Here is a 16852-nt window from a genome sequence, read left to right as displayed (position 1 = left end):
ACACACAAGATGTGCATTGCCTGCACCCACACCATTCACCGCGCCCAGCACAATTTCGGCTGGAACAAGGATTTTGCCCCGGCTGTCGTCGCCAAGCCGGGCGAGACGATCCATTTCGAATGCATGGATTCCTCGGGCGGCCAGCTCGGCCGCGATGCGACCCTCGATACGCTGCGCGATCTCGATTTCGGCAAGATCAACCCGGTTTCCGGCCCTGTCTATGTCGAAGGCGCGAAACCCGGCGATGCACTGAAGGTGACGCTGCGCAAATTCATTCCGTCGGGCGTTGGCTGGACGGCCAATATTCCGGGCTTCGGCCTGCTCGCCGACCAGTTCAAGGAGCCGGCGCTGCATGTCTGGTCCTATGATGCCAACAGCATGGTTCCGGCGCTCTTCGGCCCCGGCGGCCGTGTGCCGTTGAAGCCCTTTGCCGGTACGATCGGCGTGGCTCCGGCAGAGCCCGGCACCCATTCCGTCGTCCCGCCCCGCCGCGTCGGCGGCAATATGGACATCCGCGACCTGACGGCCGGTGTGACGCTCTACCTGCCGGTAGAAGTCGATGGCGCACTGTTCTCGATCGGCGATACGCACGCCGCCCAGGGCGACGGCGAAGTCTGCGGCACGGCGATCGAAAGCCAGATGAATGTCGAAGCGACGATCGAGCTCGTCAAGGACGCCCGGCTGCAGTCGCCGCGCTTCACCACGACGGAGCCGGTCACCCGCCACCTCGACGGCATGGGCTATGAAGTCACGACCGGTATCGGCCCCGATCTGATGACGGGCGCGCGCGAAGCCGTGATGCGGATGATCGATCTTCTGACGGTCGAACACGGCCTCAACCCTGTCGATGCCTATATGCTCTGCTCCGTCTGCGGCGATCTGCGCATCAGCGAAATCGTCGATATGCCGAACTGGGTGGTCTCCTTCTACTTCCCGAGGATCGTATTCTCGTGACATTGCCCGCCACTACAGCGCCGGTCCTTTCCGTCCGCAATCTCAGCGTCGATGCACGCACGCCCGAAGGGCTGAAGCCTGTCCTCAGGGACATCAGCTTCAGCCTCTCAAGCGGCGAAACGCTCTGCATCGCTGGCGAATCCGGCTCGGGCAAATCGGTGACCTCGCTCGCCATCATGGGACTGCTGCAGAAGGCGTCGCTGCGCGTCACCTCCGGCAACATCCTGCTTGGCGAGCGTGACCTGCTGACGCTATCAAACCGCGCCATGCGCAGCGTGCGCGGCGGCGATGTCGCCATGGTATTCCAGGAACCGATGACCTCGCTGAACCCGGTGATGTCGATCGGCGCACAGCTGACCGAGGCGATCCGCGAGCACCAGGGCAACGAGAATGCCGAGGCGACGGCGCTGAAGATGCTGGATGCGGTGCAGATCACCGATCCGGCGCGGCGGCTGAAGCAATATCCGCATGAGCTGTCAGGCGGCATGCGCCAGCGCGTGATGATCGCCATGGCGCTCTCCTGCCAGCCGAAGGTGCTGATCGCCGACGAGCCGACGACGGCGCTCGATGTCACGGTTCAGGCGCAGATCCTGAAGCTGATGCGCGAGTTGAAGGCCGAGTTCGGCACCTCGATCGTGCTCATCACCCATGACATGGGCGTGGTCGCCGAAATGGCCGATCGCGTGCTGATCATGCAGAACGGCCGGATCGTCGAGGAAGGCCCATCGCTCGCCATCTTCAACCGTCCCCAGGAAGACTATACCAGGCAGCTGCTCGCCGCCGTGCCGCGCCTCGGCGCGCTTGCCGGCACTGATGGCCCGCCGCGCGTGACGCCACGCAAGATCGAGCCCGAGCGGACCGGCGCGGCACCCGTGATCGCCGTTCGCGATCTCGACGTCCACTATGGCAGCCCGGTCGGCCGGTTCTTCAAGGGCAAACCGCAGGTGCAGGCCGTCAGCGGCGTTTCTTTCGACCTGATGCCGGGTCAAACGCTCGGCCTGGTCGGCGAAAGCGGGTCCGGCAAGTCAACGACGGGCAAGGCCGTGCTCGGCCTCATTCCCTTCACCGGCAGCGTGCTGATCGACGGCCAGAACATTGCCGGCCTGACGCAGCGCCAAATGCGCCCGGTTCGCCGCTCGGCGCAGATGATCTTCCAGGATCCCTATGCTTCGCTCGACAGCCGCATGGCCGTCGGCCCTGCCATCGCCGAACCGATGGTCATCCACGGCATCGGCAACAAGAGTGAGCGGCAGGATCGTGTCGCCGAACTGCTGCGTCGCGTCGGCCTGACGCCGGATGCGGCAACCCGCTATCCGCACGAATTCTCGGGTGGCCAGCGCCAGCGCATCTGCATCGCCCGTGCACTTGCCGTTGGCCCGAAGGTGATCGTCGCCGATGAAAGCGTGGCCGCACTCGACGTTTCCGTGCGCGCCAAGGTGCTGGATCTGATGCTGGAGCTGCAGGAGACGATGGGGCTCGCCTATCTCTTCATCTCGCACGACATGGCAGTCATCGAGCGCATGTCACATCGCGTCGCCGTCATGCGCGGCGGCAAGATCGTCGAGACGGGAACGCGGCGGGAAATCTTCGAGAACCAGAAGGACGACTATACCAAGGCGCTGATCGCCGCAGTGCCGATCCCCGATCCCGAGGTCTATCAGAAGCGGGCGCAGGCGCTCGCTTGAAAACCCGCCGGGGCCGCAAAGCCCCGGCGTTTCTTTTTGACGTTTACTGACGCGAGGTCAGATCGTCGGGCAGTTCGGCATTGTGGAACTGGCGATAGATATCGCGCAGCACCTTGTTGTCGAAATTGGTCTTCACCCAACCATCGAGCCAGCCCTTCAGCGCCGTTTCGCCCTTGGGTATACCGATACCGAGGTTGGTTTCCTTCTGGGTGAACTTTATCTGCAGCGGATTGGCGGTCATCTTCTTGTTGATGCCGTTGATGACGGCCGACTGGCTGGAGAGAATATCGACCTGGCCGGAGACGACGGAGGTGATCAGCGTCGCATCGTCTTCGAAGCGAACGATATCGGCACCCTTGGCCTTCGCCGTGATGTCCTGGTCGTTGGTGGTGGCGCGCGTCACGCCGATGCGCTTGCCATCGAGATCGGCATAGTCCTTGATCGCGGCGTCAGCCGGACCGGCGACGACGAGCGCCAGCGTCGCGTAGGGAACCGAATAGTCGATCGCCTTCTTGCGCTCTTCGGTGATGCCGAGCGAGGAGACGACCATGTCGGCCTTGCCCGTCTGAACCGAGGGAACGCGGGCGGCGTTGGTGATTTCCACCAGTTCCAGCTCGACGCCGAGATCCTTGGCGATCAGCTTTGCGGTTTCGACGTCGGAGCCTGTCGGCTTCAGGTTTTCGTCGACGAAGGAATATTCCGGAATGCCCATCGCAACCGCGATGCGCACCTTTCCGGCCTTCTTGATATTGTCGAGCACGTCGGCATTGGCGGCCGATGCGAAGGCCAGCAGGCTTGCGCCTGCGATGAGTGCCAGTTTCGAAATCATTGTCGTCGGCATATGAGTCTCCTCTCTCGTTTACCCGACCCTGCGCGCATGCGTGCAGGTACTCCTCCTTGAATTCAGAGCTCTTCGGCCATGAATTCCTTCAGTTCCGGCGTCTGGGGATTGGAGAGGATGTCTGCTCTTCCCGTCTCCCAGACCTTGCCGGTATGCATGTAGATGACGCGGTTGGCGGCGCGTTTGGCGAAGCCCATCTCGTGGGTGACGACGATCATCGTCATGCCGCCGCGGGCGAGATCTTCCATGACGCGCAGCACTTCGCCCGTCAGCTTCGGATCGAGCGCCGAGGTCACCTCGTCGAACAGCATCACCTTCGGCTGCATGGCGAGCGAGCGGGCGATCGCCACGCGCTGCTGCTGGCCGCCGGAAAGCTGTTCCGGATAGTTGTCGATCTTTTCCGACAGGCCGACCTTGGCGAGAACCTCTGTGGCGATCTCGCGGGCCTGATCCTTGCGCATCGACTTCACGCGGCGCAGCGCCAGCATGATGTTTTCGGCGACCGTCATGTGCGGGAAGAGATTGTAGCTCTGGAACACCATGCCGATATCCCGGCGCAGCGAGCGCAGATCGAGCTTCGGATCCTCGACCCGGTGGCCGCAGACCTCGATGGTGCCGTCCTGGATTGTCTCCAGCCGGTTGATGCAGCGCAGCGCCGTGCTCTTGCCCGAACCGGACTGGCCGATCAGCGCCACGACTTCGCCGGCGTTGATTTCGAAGGAGACGCCCTTCAGCACCTCCAGGGCGCCGAAACGCTTGACGACATTGGTGAGTTTAACGGCGGCCGACATTGAGTTTCCTCTCAAGCGAACGGCTCCAGACCGACAGCGGATAGCAGACGCAGAAGTAGAAGAGCGCTGCGACGCCGAAGACCAGGAACGGCTGGAACAGGGAGTTGTTGATGACCTGCGCCGCACGCGTCAGCTCCAGAAAGCCGACGACGGACGCAAGCGACGTGTTCTTGACGAGCTGCACGAGGAAGCCGACCGTCGGCGGCGTGGCGATCTTCAGCGCCTGCGGCAGGATGACGTCGCGTAGCGCCTGCCAGCGGGTGAGGCCCAGGCATTCGGCAGCTTCGAACTGGGTCTTGGCGATCGATTCCACCGAGCCGCGCCAGATCTCGCCGAGATAGGAGCTCGAATAGACCATCATGCCGAGACCGGCGGCGGCCAGCGGCGGCACCGAGATGCCGAAGACGCCGAGACCGAAATAGAGCAGGAACATCTGGATCAACAGCGGCGTGCCCTGGACGATCTGGATGTAGACGAGCGCGGTGCGCCGCAGCCAGCGGAAGCGCGAGATGCGTGCCAGCATGACGAAGAAGCCGGCTATGCCACCGAGGATGAAGGCGAGCGCGGACAGCACGATCGTCCAGAGCAGGCCATCCAGCAGATAGATCAGGTGATTGGTCGAGAAAGCTCCGAGCATCGTCACCTCACACGCCGAGCCCGAGCCGGCGGCGGCGCGGGAATGCAATGAGGCCGAGCCCGAAGAAGGCGGCACGCATCAGATAGGTGATGGCGATATAGAGAAGCGCGACGACGAAATAGGTTTCGAGCGACCGGAACGTGTTCGACTGGATGTTGTTGGCGACACCGGTCAACTCTTCCGCCGAAATCTGCGAGCAGATCGAGGTCGACAGCATCATCAGGATGAACTGGCTTGAGAGCGCCGGATAGACACGCTCGATCGCCGGTAACAGGATAATGTCGCGATAGATCTGGAATTTCGAAAGGCCCAGCGCTTCGGCCGCCTCGATCTGGCTCGGATGGATGGAATCCATCCCGGCGCGAACGATCTCTGCCGTATAGGCGCCGACATTGATCACCATGGCGAAGACGGAGGCGGCAAGGATCGGCAGTCGGAATCCGATGGACGACAGCCCGAAGAAGATGAAGAAGATCTGCACGATGAACGGCGTATTGCGCACCGTTTCGATATAGATGCCGACGACCGTGCGCAGCAGCGGCACATCGGACCGGCGCGCGATGGCGCAGGCGATGCCGATCGCAAGCCCGATGATCACCGAAAACACGGTAATCTCGATCGTCGTCAGCGCGCCCGACAGGAAATCCTGCCAATAGGGCATCAGCGCCGCAAAATCGAACTGGTACTGCATGTCTCCTCCAGACGCGGCCCGCGGGCGGGTGCGAATTCACTCACTCATTCAGCGCGCCAGCCAGCCGCCATCGACGGGGATCACGGTGCCGTGGACATAGTCGGATGCGGCCGATGCCAGGAACACGGCGGCCCCGCCAAGTTCGGCCGGTGTGCCCCAGCGGCCCGCCGGGATGCGTGCCAGGATCGCGGCACTGCGGTCCGGATCATCGCGCAGCGCCGTGGTGTTGTTGGTGACGAAATAGCCGGGCGCGATCGCGTTGACGTTGACGCCCTTGCCCGCCCATTCGCAGGCGAGCAGCCGGGTAATGCCGGCAAGCCCGCTTTTCGAAGCGGTGTAAGACGGGATGCGGATGCCGCCCTGGAACGAGAGCAGCGAGGCAATGTTGACGATCTTGCCGCGGCCCTGCTCGATCATGTGGCGGCCGGCCGCCTGCGACAGGAAGAAGGCAGTCTTCAGATTGGTGTCGATGACCGCATCCCAGTCTTCCTCGGTGAAATCCACCGCATCGGCGCGGCGGATGATCCCGGCATTGTTGACGAGAATATCGAGACTGCCGAAGACCGAGACCGTCTCCGAGACGATATCCTTGACCGGCGCGATGCTGCCAAGATCGGCCTTGATGGCGTGGAAGCGGACGCCCGCCTTGCTGACCAGCGCCTCGGTCTCGTCCATCGACGAACGACCGACGGCGACGATTGCGGCACCGGCTTCGGCGAGCGCCAGTGCAATGCCCTGGCCGATGCCGGTATTGGCGCCGGTGACGACGGCGGTGCGGCCCGAGAGATCGAAGGGATTGGCCATCGTCCTACCTCAGATCCGCAATGGCGATATGGTCCATATCGGTGAAGCTCTTGTTGTCACCGGCCATCGCCCAGATGAAGCTGTAGTTCTTGGTGCCGGCACCCGAATGGATCGACCACGGCGGCGAGATGATCGCCTGCTCGCTGGCCACCAGCATGTGGCGGGTCTGTTGCGGCTCGCCCATGAAATGGAAGACGCGCTGATCGGCTTCGAGATCGAAATAGAGATAGGCTTCCATGCGCCGGTCGTGGGTATGTGACGGCATGGTGTTCCAGACGCTGCCCGCATCGATCATCGTGAAGCCCATCGTCAACTGGCAGGACTGGCAAACCTCGGGGTGGATGAACTGGTAGATCGAGCGCTTGTTGGCGGTCGCTGCTTCCCCCGGCGTCAGATGACGCGCCTTGTCGCGGGTCAGCAGAACCGTCGGATGAGCCTGGTGCGCCGGCGTCGACACCAGATAGAACTTGGCCGGGTTTGCCGCATCGGCGCTTTCGAAGCTGACGTCTTTGGCGCCCTTGCCGACATACAGGCAATCATATTTGGCGAGATCGTAGCGCTTGCCGTCAACGGTGACGCTTCCCGCGCCACCGACATTGAGGGCGCCAAGCTCACGCTCGGCGAGGAACGTCTCCTGACCGATTTCCTTCGGCGCACCAAGGACCAGCGCAGCAGCAAGCGGCGTGGCACCACCGATCACCATGCGGTCGTAATGCGAATAGGTCAGCCTGATGTCTCCGCCTTCAAAGACGGTCTCGATCAGGAAGTGGCGGCGCAGCGTCTCGGTGTCGTAGCCACGGACGGCTTCTGGATGGGAAGCATGGCGGACGTCGATCTTCATTGAATTTTTCCCTTCTGATCAGCGGATGCCAAGGGAGATTTCGCATCCTCGATGAAATAGTTCGGATCCCAGATTTCGGCTTTCTCGACTTCGCCGAGCAGCTTGCCGAGATGGAACCCCATGGCCGATGCGGCACCCGCCTTGTCGCCTGCCTTCATGCAGTCGATGACGGCGGAGTGCTCTTCGATGACACGGGCGAGACGCCCTTCCTGCGGCAGTGTCAGCAGGCGGTAGCGGTCGGAATGGACCTTGACCTGCTGGATGATCGCCCAGATGCCGGGAAAGCCGGCGATATCGCTGATCAGCTTGTGGAAATCGTTGTCGACCACATGGAAAGCGGCGACATCGTCGTCGCGCACGCAGGCGCTGAGATCGGCAAGATTGCGCTCCAGCAGACGCAGACCAGCGGGGGTCATCTTCTCGACGGCGATCGAGACGGTGGTGTCCTCAAGCGCCTTGCGCACAAGGATCGCCTCGTAGAGCGCATGGCGCGGAATGCGGGACACGAAGGTTCCGGACTGCGGAAAAACGTCGACCAGCCCATCGTCCGACAGACGCAGGATCGCTTCGCGGATCGGCGTGCGGCTGACGCCGAACTGCGCTTCCAGTTCTTTCTCGTTGAGGAGATCCATCGGCTTGCGGCGGAGCGAGATGATGTCGTCGCGCAGCGCGTTATAAACCAGCGTCGCGGCACGTGGCGCGGCGGCTCGCTGATGCGAAAGATGGGTGACGCCGGCGAGCGAGCGCTTCTTGCGGGTCTCGCTCATCGCGTCCCGGCCCCAGTTTCAATCGTGATGCGCTGACCTATTGTCGTCACCCGTCGCCACCTCCCGTTGGCTTGCCAAGAAGTAGTATATTAGTATCCAACTTAGTGCAAGCGGATAAAGGCAAGGACTTTTCCACAACGAAAAAGCCGCGGAGATCGCTCTCCGTGGCTTACTTTTGCTGTTATTTTTCAGGTACTTAAATTTCGGAAAGCCTGAAGCGCGCGACGATGTCGCCCTCGCACCACATCGGAAAATTCGTGCCCCACTTGTTGTTGTGGAGATTGAACCGGATGCCGCCGGAGAAATCCGGACGCGCCTTGCAGAAGGTCATGAAGTCCCAGCTTGCGGGTGCTGCGAGCGGCGTATCCAGCGGCTCGATCTGCAGCGCACCGGTGCGCGCGGCGCTGACGGCCTGCAGCTGCGCCCCGCCGCTTTCGGCGATCGCGCCCGACTTGTGCCAGAGCCCCATCTTGCGGAAACTCCACGCCGCATCCCCGGCAGGCGTGACGAAGAAGAAGCTCGCCTCCGGCATGCGATTGGCAGGTTTGGCATGCAGCGTCAGCTGAATGGAAAGCGCATCGCCTTCATCCAGGAACCGCAGCGAAACATGCTTTGGCGCCCCATATGACGACGATGCGCGCTCGGGCAGCGAGAGCAACATCATGTTGCCTGCGGCCGCCTCGAGAACGGGTGAAAACACTTGAGACAGCGCCGCGCCGGATTGGGCGAGACCAGGCTTGTCATGATCAAGAACCGCCCATTCCTGGCGATGCGTCAGATAGGTGTCCATATGCCTGCCGACATCGGCTGCATCATAGCTTTCATAGCGATAGCCGAGAAGCGCGCCGCCGCGGCCCGAGATCGTCGTCCCCGCCGGCGTTGCGATCGAGGCAATGTCGCCGCTTTGACCGTCGAGCGTCACCGTCCAGCCGCCTGCCGTCAACTCTGTCTGCTTGGCCGACAGCACGGGCAAGGCGTGCGCCCCAAGCGTAGCAACAGCTTGGGCCGCCGCCGCGGCGTCATCGGGCTCCAGCATCGAAATGGCCTTGTCGAGATAATCGCGCTGCTCCTGCCAGGACTGTTCGGCATAGGCGAACCGGTAATCACCCTTGCGCGCCGCCTCGAAATCCGGACGCGACCAGGCCTTGTCGTCGCGCAGATACGACTTGATGTCGACGCCACAGGTATGTTCGGCGACCATCGCAATCTCGCGGCCGAAGGCCAGACGGCTTTTCGTCAAACCGCGGGAAGCAAATCGATCATAGATCCGCTGCAGCGCCAGGAAGCGGGCGGTCTTCTGCGGGTCGGTGGCGCTGCCATGGATCCAGCTGTCGCCGAGCTCGATGTCGAGAACCGGAAAGCGCTCGCGCGCTTCCCAGAGCAGCGCGCCGTAATCTTCCAGCGTCGCGGCGCGGATCGTCGCGTCCGGCTCGCGGTTGCGGATGTCACGTAAAGCCTCCGCCGTCTGCGGCACGCTTTGCGGGCCGATATTGTCGTTGGTATGGGCAAAGCTCAGCCCATCCGAGAAGCCTTCAGGGAAATAGGTCTCGCCATAGGAACGCTGATACATGACCACGACTTCGGCGCCATCGGGTGCCCGCCAGCGGAAAACATCCGGCACGTCGGGCGGTGGCGAGGCGGTGTTGACGCCGAGATGCAGGAAGCGGATCCCGGCTTCGGCGAGCGGCGGCACCATTCCGAGCGTATGGCCGGGCACATCCGTCATCTTCGCGGCGATCGTCGTCTTGCCGAAGCGGCGGTCGAGCTCCTGCGAATAGGAAAGCCCCGCACGAAACAGATCCGGCGACATCAGCTCGGTATGCGTCGTGAACGGCAGGCCGTGCCAGCGGATCAGCCCGCGCTCGATCGCCTGCTCGAGGGCTGCGACTTCTACCGGCGAGCGCGAATTCAGGTGATCCCAGATCAGCCAGGCACCCGTCGTCCAGATGAACTTCGGCTCATCGGGATTTTCGGCATGGAAATGCGCGCCCGTTTCGATCGCCTGCGGAATGAACCGCTCGTGATACTGGCGGCGAACCTTTTCGGCGTGATCCGTGAAACCGATATCCAGATGGGTCTTGAAGACCAGATGCACGCGCTTTTCTGACATGTCCATTCCGCTCGCTGGCTTCGGCAACCGCACACCGGCCGCCTCGACATCTACGAGACAATGTAAACGTGTTCAAGATGACTTTTGACGCAGGTTGCAAAGCTGAGAGGTCAATGGATTGCACCTCTGCCCATTATAGACGAAAAATCATGACTTTATGCGGCAACGGTAGCTTTACGTCGGGAACTTACCGCCTGTGAAAATCTGTGTAATCGTATGCACAGATCGGCTCGAAGCCGTTATCCGCCGCGGATTGACCCTCGCCAGATGAGCTCCGCATGCAGCCTGATTGACCGCCCCTGTCCGTCGTCCTCCGCGCTTCCCGGCTCCGCCAGAAAGGCAACTGCCTCGCGGGCGATGGCTTCGACGGGCTGGGCGAAAGTGGTGAGATCGTAGGATGACCAGGAGGTCTGCTCGATATCATCGAAGCCGGCGACGCAGAGTTGATCGGGGACCGACATCATGAACTGATGGCGGGCCGCGTCCATGACGCCGCAGGCGAGCAGGTCGTTGGCGCAGAAGATGGCGTCGGGCCGCTCCTTGCGGGTCAGCAGCCGCTGGGCGACAACCTTGCCCGCCTCGTAGCCGGTGGGACCGAAGCGCTCGACGGCGACCTCCATACCGAGTGCTGCGGCGGCGGCAACGAAACCATGCTCGCGGGCCATCAGGCTGGGCGTTCCGACTTCCGAATTGGCGAAAGCCAAGCGCCGGCAGCCGGCGCGCACGAAGGCGGTGAGGATGCGGCTTGCCGCTTCCTTGTCGTCGAGATTGATCCTGAACGGGCCGGGCTGCGCGTCGTCGCGGTTGATCAGTACCAGCCGCTGGCCATTCTTCAGGCAAAGCTGGGTGATCGACTTGTCGGGCTGGCCCGACAGGATGATCGAAGCATCGGCGCGGTAGCGGATCGCCTGGCGTAGTGCTCGGTCAACACTGCCGTCGGAGCGGTCAGTGTTGATCAGCATCGCGATCTTGCCAGAGTTCTGCAGATGTTGCGTCACCGCCCTGATCAGCGACGAGCGATAAGGCGTGCCCATCTCCGAAACAATCAGGCAAACAATGCCGCTCTCGTTGCGCATCAGCCCGCGGGCCAGATGATTGACGTGATATCCGAGCGCCTCGGCCGCCTCCATCACCCGCTTGCGTGTCTCGGGCGCGACGCTGGCCCCTGGCGTAAACGTGCGCGACACAGCCGAACGGGAAACCCCCGCTTTTTCCGCGACTTCCTGCGCGCTGACAAAGACTTTCGTGACCACCTGAATCTCCCCTTGCACGCGACTGTGCACGATATTGCAATTGCGTGCAATATCTCGACGAATGGATTTATGACACTTTTGTGACAAAACTGTTGACAGGCTTTCCTGGGTCATGCAGCATTTGCACACGCTTGCAAAGGCGATCGGCGTGGAGGCGCCGCCACATCCAGGAGGAAAGAATGCGTTCAGCTAAACTTGCCGCGGCAGCGCTTGCCGCGAGTGTGACTTTTGCTGCCTTTTCGGCTCATGCCGCTGGCAATCTCAATGTGATCTGCTCGGCAGACCAGGAAGTCTGCGACCTCATGAAGGGGCTGTTCGAAAAGCAGTCCGACATCAAGGTCAACATGGTGCGCCTCTCGGCCGGCGAGACCTACGCCAAGATCCGCGCCGAAGCCCGCAACCCGAAGACCGACATCTGGTGGGCCGGTACCGGCGACCCGCACCTGCAGGCAGCCGCCGAAAACCTGACGCTGGAATACAAGTCGCCGCTGTTCGACCAACTGCAGGATTGGGCGAAGAAGCAGGCCGAAAGCGCCAAGTACCGCACCGTCGGCGTTTATGCCGGTGCGCTCGGCTGGGGCTACAACACCGACATCCTGAAGCAGAAGAACCTCAAGGAACCGAAGTGCTGGGCCGACCTGTTGGATCCGTCCTACAAGGGTGAAATCCAGATCGCCAACCCGAATTCCTCGGGCACGTCCTACAACACGCTGGCAACGCTGGTGCAGATCATGGGCGAGGACAAGGCTTTCGACTACCTGACGAAGCTGAATGCCAACGTTTCCCAATATACCAAGTCCGGTTCAGCACCGGTAAAGGCTGCCGCCCGCGGCGAGTCGACCATCGGCATCGTCTTCATGCATGATGCGGTTGCCCAGACCGTCGAAGGCTTCCCGATCAAGGCGGTCGCGCCTTGCGAAGGCACCGGATACGAAATCGGCTCGATGTCGATCGTCAAGGGCGCCAAGAACCTCGAGAATGCCAAGAAGTGGTATGACTGGGCACTCAGCGCCGATGCGCAGTCGCACATGAAGGACGCCAAGTCCTTCCAGCTGCCGTCCAACAAGTCGGCCGAGATTCCGAAGGAAGCGCCGAAGTTCGAAGACATCAAGCTCATCGACTACGACTTCGCCAAATACGGCAATCCCGATGTCCGCAAGGCGTTGCTCAGCCGCTGGGACAAGGAAATCGGCGCCAAGGCCAACTGATTTCGAGTGATCTCGATGGCCGGCTGCCGATGGCTGCCGGCCTCCAAGCATAATGCCGTGCTCAAGCGGGAGCGAACCATGAAGAACTACAATCGCAGACTGGATATCGCTCTCGTCTTCGCCATTGCCGCCCTGATACTGCTCCCGTGGTATCGGATCGAAGGCGGCTTCTTCGGCCTTGGATGGCTGTCTGATTTTCTGGGCGATCCCTCCACGGCGCCCGGCATCCTGCAGATCACCACCTATGGCCGATGGTGGCTCGCGATCGCCGTCTTCCTCGTATTGCTAGGCGGCATCGCGCGCTTCCTTCCCGATCCGAAGCAGCGTGCTACGCTGCTGGCCTGGGCCGGAGGCCTGGGCGTGCTTTTCCTGACGATCGAGGGATTGGCGATCAATCTCTCCGGCTGGAGCTGGACATTCGCCGAAACCCTCTTCGGCGCGCTCCCTGATGGCCAGCCGTCGATGGGTGCGGGCGCGGTGGTGACCGGCCTTGTCTTCGTGTTCTTCTTCGCCTTCGGCCTTGCCGAACGCGGCGTGATGAAGGGCGACGCCTTCGTGGTCGGCGCGATCTCCATGCTGGTGTTCCTCGTCGCCATCTTCGTGTTCTACCCCGTCGGCAGCATGTTCGTCGGCGCCTTCCAGGATTTCGACGGCTCTTTCAATCCCACCGGCTTTCTCACCAATATCCAGGATTCATCGGTCTGGAGCCTCGGCTGCGTCGTTGGCGGCGAGCGCTGCGGCGTTGCCTGGGGCACGCTCTGGCTGGCGATCATGACGGCGGCCGGATCGACGACGCTTGGCCTCTGCTTCGCGCTGGTCGCCACCCGCACGCGCTTTCCCTACAAGAAGGGATTGCGGCTGCTGACCATCCTGCCGATCATCACGCCGCCCTTCGTCGTCGGCCTGGCGCTCACCCTGCTCTTCGGCCGTTCCGGTGTCGCCACACAGTTTGTATCTTCCCTGCTTGGCGTCGAGCCCGGCCGCTGGCTCTATGGCCTGACCGGCATCTGGATTGCCCAGGTTCTATCCTTCACACCGATTTCCTTCCTGGTGCTGATCGGCGTCGTCGAAGGCGTCAGCCCGTCGATGGAAGAGGCGTCGCAAACGTTGCGCGCCGACCGCTGGCGCACCTTCTGGCGCGTCTCGCTGCCACTCATGAAGCCCGGCCTCGCCAATGCCTTCCTCATCGGCTTCATCGAAAGCATGGCCGATTTCGGCAACCCGATGGTGCTCGGCGGCAGCCATGGCGTGCTGTCGACGGAAATCTTCTTTGCCGTCGTCGGCTCGCAGAACGACCCGGCCCGCGCCGCCGTGCTCGCCATGATCCTGCTCGTCTTCACCATGTCGGCCTTCATCGCACAGCGTTTCTGGCTACAGGGCAAGAGCTATGCGACCGTCACCGGCAAGGGCGATTCCGGCCAGCACATCGCCCTGCCGCGCGGCGTCTCGATTGCTGTTCATTCGCTCGTCATCCCCTGGGCGATCTTCACCATCGTCGTCTATGCGATGATCCTGTTCGGCGGTTTCGTGCGCACCTGGGGCCTCGACAATACGCTGACATTCGAACACTACATCCGCGCCTTCTCGATCGGGTTCCGTGATGACGGCGGCCTGGCGTGGACGGGGGTCGCCTGGAATTCGTTCTGGACGACAATGGAGATCGCCCTGATCTCCGCCCCGCTCACGGCTGCTGTCGGCCTGCTGACCGCCTATATCATCGTCCGCCAGAAGTTCGTCGGCCGCAACGTCTTCGAATTCGCGCTGATGCTGAGCTTTGCAATTCCCGGCACCGTCATCGGCATCAGCTACATCATGGCCTTCAACCTGCCGCCGCTGGAGATGACCGGCACGGCGCTGATCCTCGTTGCCTGCTTCGTCTTCCGCAACATGCCGGTCGGCGTCCGCGGCGGCGTGGCGGCCATGAGCCAGCTTGACAAGAGCCTCGACGAGGCATCGCTGACGCTGCGCGCCAACAGCTTCCGGACGATCCGCAAGGTCATCCTGCCGCTGCTGCGCCCGGCCATCACGGCCGCCCTCGTCTATTCCTTTGTGCGCGCCATCACCTCGATCAGCGCCGTGATCTTCCTGGTCAGCGCCGAATACAACATGTCCACCGCCTATATCGTCGGCCTTGTCGAGAATGGCGAGTATGGCGTTGCCATCGCCTATTCCTCAGCGCTGATCGTCGTCATGGTCACGGTGATCGCCGGCTTCCAGTTCCTGGTCGGCGAACGCCGCCTGCGCCGCGAAAACCGCGTCGCTATGGCGGCGCCGACGGCCACCGCATCCGTACCTCTCGGTCAGGAGAAAACCGCATGAGCAGCAACAAACCCGGTTCCGTCGTCTTCGAGAACGTGCGCAAGACCTTCGGTGCCTTCACCGCCATCCCCGATTTGTCTCTAACCATCGAACCCGGCACGCTGGTGACGCTGCTTGGCCCGTCCGGCTGCGGCAAGACGACGACGCTGCGCATGCTTGCCGGACTCGAACATCCGAGCGCTGGCCGCATCCTGATCGGCGGCAAGGACGTGACCATGCTGCCGGCCAACGAGCGCGATGTCTCGATGGTGTTCCAGTCCTATGCGCTGTTCCCGCACATGACCTCGCTCGACAATGTCGCCTACGGTCTGGAATCGTCGGGCATCAAGCGCAAGGAAGCACGCGAGCGCGCCGAGGAAGGCCTGAAGCTCGTCGGTCTTGGCGGCATGGGTCAACGTCTGCCTGCCGAGCTCTCCGGTGGCCAGCAGCAGCGTGTCGCGGTTGCCCGGGCATTGGTGCTGGAGCCGCAGGTACTGCTGCTCGACGAGCCGCTCTCGAACCTCGACGCCCGGCTTCGGCGCCGCGTCCGCACCGAGATCCGCGAGCTGCAGCAGCGGCTTGGTTTCACCGCCGTCTACGTCACCCACGATCAGGACGAGGCGCTTGCGGTCTCCGACCAGATCATCGTCATGAAGGATGGCGAAGTTGCGCAGAAGGGCGCGCCGCGCGATCTCTACGACCAGCCTGTGTCGGCCTTCATCGCCGACTTCATGGGTGAGGCCAATGTGGTGCCCTGCAATGTCGTCGGCATCGATGGCGATCACGCGACGATCAATGTCGAGGGCCTGACGCATCGCATCTCCGGCCGCAACATGCGCCCCGGCCCGGCGCAGCTGGCGGTCCGCCCGAACGCCATCACGCTGGCGCCGAAAAACGGCGGCGCCTTCAGCGGCCAGATCACCCACGCCGCCTATCTCGGCGACCATGTGGAATACGAAGTCAAAACCAGCAACGGCACGCTCTTCGTCGTCGATCCCGCAGTGGAAAGGGCCTTTGCGCCTTTGACAGAGGTGGAGATCGGCTTCAAGGATCGCGGCATTGCCATCATCGGCGGCTGAACGCCGCATTTTATCAAGGGAAGATTTTCATGACGTCGCATGTCGTACCCGGGCTCGAAGCGCGCCTTGCGCTGGCCGAAGCCGTGGCCCGCGAGGCCGGAGCGGTCGCGCTCGATTATTTCAAGCGCCGCGAAACGCTGGTTATCGAAACCAAGCGCGATCCGCAGGACGTGGTCTCGATCGCGGACCGCGAAGTGGAAAACCTGATCCGCAAGCGCTTCAACGAAGCCTACCCCACCGATGGCGTTCTCGGCGAGGAATACGGCCTGGAGACCGGCACTTCGGGCTTCACCTGGGTGGTCGATCCGATCGACGGCACCAGCCCCTTTGTCAACGGCATGCCGAACTGGTGCGTGTCGATCGGCCTGCTGCATGAGGGCGTGCCTGTCGTCGGCGTCATCTCGGCACCCTGTCACGACGAGCTCTATGCGGCGGCTCTCGGCATGGGCGCCACGCTGAACGGCAAGAAGCTGTCGCTCGACCCGTCGCGCACGATCCGCAACGCCGTGACCGGCATCGGCGCCAATAACCATGTCACGCCGGCCTTCGTCGGCAAGATGGTGGAAAACCTTCTCGAAGCCGGCGGCAATTTCATCCGCAACGGCTCCGGCGCGCTGATGCTCGCCTATGTCGCGGCCGACCGTCTCGTCGGCTATTACGAACCCTATATGCATGCCTGGGACTGCATGGCCGGCTACTGCCTCGTCAAGGAAGCCGGCGGCTGGTACCACCCCTTCCCGACCGAAGGCGAGCGGCTGACCAAGGGATCGCCGGTTCTGGCAACCGCGCCCGGCGCCACCGACGACCTGCGCAAGATCGCCGGTATTTAAGGGATTTCGCATTTTCGACCTGCCCAATCCGGCGTCATCGGCGCCGGATTTTTTGTGCATGGC

The 16852-nt window shown here is 62.5% G+C and carries 15 protein-coding genes; 6 read left to right on the top strand and 9 right to left on the bottom strand.

The features are described 5' to 3' along the window. The first annotated feature begins 9 nt into the window (after positions 1–9). Both AC1DIJ_RS03190 and AC1DIJ_RS03185 read left to right on the top strand, forming a co-directional pair. Entirely contained in the window at positions 10–954 is a 945-nt protein-coding gene (locus tag AC1DIJ_RS03190) for an acetamidase/formamidase family protein (protein WP_112388863.1), read from the top strand. After that, positions 951–2639, top strand: a complete 1689-nt coding sequence (locus tag AC1DIJ_RS03185; RefSeq protein ID WP_477831175.1) for an ABC transporter ATP-binding protein — start codon at positions 951–953, stop codon at positions 2637–2639. The genes AC1DIJ_RS03190 and AC1DIJ_RS03185 overlap by 4 nt, the downstream gene beginning before the upstream one ends. A 43-nt stretch (positions 2640–2682) precedes the next feature. Here AC1DIJ_RS03185 and AC1DIJ_RS03180 read toward each other — a convergent pair whose 3' ends face one another. The 9 genes from AC1DIJ_RS03180 to AC1DIJ_RS03140 form a co-directional block, all read right to left on the bottom strand. Continuing rightward, positions 2683–3480, bottom strand: coding sequence for a transporter substrate-binding domain-containing protein (locus AC1DIJ_RS03180; protein WP_112388861.1), 798 nt, complete (start codon positions 3478–3480; stop codon positions 2683–2685). A gap of 62 nt (positions 3481–3542) precedes the next feature. Further along, entirely contained in the window at positions 3543–4271 is a 729-nt protein-coding gene (locus AC1DIJ_RS03175; RefSeq protein ID WP_112388860.1) for an amino acid ABC transporter ATP-binding protein, read from the bottom strand. Further along, the gene (locus AC1DIJ_RS03170) at positions 4255–4908 is read right to left on the bottom strand and encodes an amino acid ABC transporter permease (RefSeq protein ID WP_112388859.1); all 654 of its coding nucleotides are present in this window, start codon (positions 4906–4908) and stop codon (positions 4255–4257) included. Before AC1DIJ_RS03170 ends, AC1DIJ_RS03175 begins: the two co-directional genes overlap by 17 nt. A 7-nt stretch (positions 4909–4915) precedes the next feature. Next, the gene (locus AC1DIJ_RS03165) at positions 4916–5599 is read right to left on the bottom strand and encodes an amino acid ABC transporter permease (RefSeq protein WP_112388858.1); all 684 of its coding nucleotides are present in this window, start codon (positions 5597–5599) and stop codon (positions 4916–4918) included. Positions 5600–5647: 48 nt separating this feature from the next. Next, positions 5648–6403 (bottom strand): 2-dehydro-3-deoxy-D-gluconate 5-dehydrogenase KduD, encoded by a 756-nt coding sequence (gene kduD / locus AC1DIJ_RS03160; RefSeq protein ID WP_112388857.1) that lies wholly within the window; start codon positions 6401–6403, stop codon positions 5648–5650. A gap of 4 nt (positions 6404–6407) precedes the next feature. Continuing rightward, on the bottom strand, positions 6408–7244 hold the full coding sequence (gene kduI / locus AC1DIJ_RS03155) for a 5-dehydro-4-deoxy-D-glucuronate isomerase (RefSeq protein ID WP_112388856.1): 837 nt from the start codon (positions 7242–7244) through the stop codon (positions 6408–6410). Beyond that, positions 7241–8011 carry a GntR family transcriptional regulator gene (locus AC1DIJ_RS03150; protein ID WP_112388855.1) on the bottom strand — a complete coding sequence of 257 codons (771 nt, stop codon included), beginning with the start codon at positions 8009–8011 and terminating at the stop codon, positions 7241–7243. Before AC1DIJ_RS03150 ends, kduI begins: the two co-directional genes overlap by 4 nt. Before the next feature lie 196 nt (positions 8012–8207). Further along, the gene (locus tag AC1DIJ_RS03145; RefSeq protein ID WP_112388854.1) at positions 8208–10121 is read right to left on the bottom strand and encodes a DUF5054 domain-containing protein; all 1914 of its coding nucleotides are present in this window, start codon (positions 10119–10121) and stop codon (positions 8208–8210) included. A gap of 239 nt (positions 10122–10360) precedes the next feature. Beyond that, positions 10361–11374, bottom strand: coding sequence for a LacI family DNA-binding transcriptional regulator (locus AC1DIJ_RS03140; protein WP_112388853.1), 1014 nt, complete (start codon positions 11372–11374; stop codon positions 10361–10363). A 179-nt stretch (positions 11375–11553) separates the two neighbouring features. On the opposite strand from AC1DIJ_RS03140, the gene AC1DIJ_RS03135 reads away from it, so the two are divergent. From AC1DIJ_RS03135 to AC1DIJ_RS03120, 4 genes are all read left to right on the top strand, one after another. Continuing rightward, positions 11554–12582, top strand: coding sequence for an ABC transporter substrate-binding protein (locus AC1DIJ_RS03135; protein WP_112388852.1), 1029 nt, complete (start codon positions 11554–11556; stop codon positions 12580–12582). Positions 12583–12660: 78 nt separating this feature from the next. After that, positions 12661–14901 (top strand): ABC transporter permease, encoded by a 2241-nt coding sequence (locus tag AC1DIJ_RS03130; RefSeq protein ID WP_112389054.1) that lies wholly within the window; start codon positions 12661–12663, stop codon positions 14899–14901. Next, complete coding sequence (locus tag AC1DIJ_RS03125) at positions 14898–15959, top strand: ABC transporter ATP-binding protein (RefSeq protein WP_112388851.1); 1062 nt, start codon at positions 14898–14900, stop codon at positions 15957–15959. Before AC1DIJ_RS03130 ends, AC1DIJ_RS03125 begins: the two co-directional genes overlap by 4 nt. A 29-nt stretch (positions 15960–15988) precedes the next feature. Continuing rightward, on the top strand, positions 15989–16789 hold the full coding sequence (locus AC1DIJ_RS03120; RefSeq protein ID WP_112388850.1) for an inositol monophosphatase family protein: 801 nt from the start codon (positions 15989–15991) through the stop codon (positions 16787–16789). The last annotated feature ends 63 nt before the right edge of the window (positions 16790–16852 follow it).

Source organism: Rhizobium sp. 10N427 (assembly GCF_056394605.1).
This window is presented reverse-complemented; position numbering and strand designations above follow the sequence as displayed.